Source organism: Halomonas sp. ALS9 (genome assembly GCF_001651035.1).
Taxonomy (GTDB): domain Bacteria; phylum Pseudomonadota; class Gammaproteobacteria; order Pseudomonadales; family Halomonadaceae; genus Vreelandella.
In genome coordinates, this window is sequence record NZ_LXRG01000222.1 from 1 (window position 1) to 257 (window position 257).

The following is a 257-nucleotide window of genomic DNA, read 5'->3' on the forward strand; positions in this document are numbered from 1 at the left end:
ATCAAGTGATGGCGCCGACTCGTATGGCGCCAGCGGATGAAGGCTACGACGTTGCCAAGCAGGGCGTTGCCGCCTTTATTTCCGAGCTGTTAAACGGCGAGAATGCTGCCCCGCAGGTTAACAAAGCCGTCGTAGATAGCATGATTGTTGAACTTGACCGCAAAATTGGTCGGCAAGTTGATGACATTCTCCACGACGATCACTTTCAGCAGCTAGAGTCAGCATGGCGTGGCATGAAGCTGTTGGTGGATCGCACC

At 53.7% G+C, this 257-nt stretch carries 1 protein-coding gene; it reads left to right on the plus strand.

The genetic code is table 11. The features are described from left to right. A partial coding sequence (locus A6R74_RS20115) for a type VI secretion system contractile sheath domain-containing protein (protein ID WP_205634227.1) occupies nucleotides 1-257 on the plus strand: 257 nt, incomplete at both ends.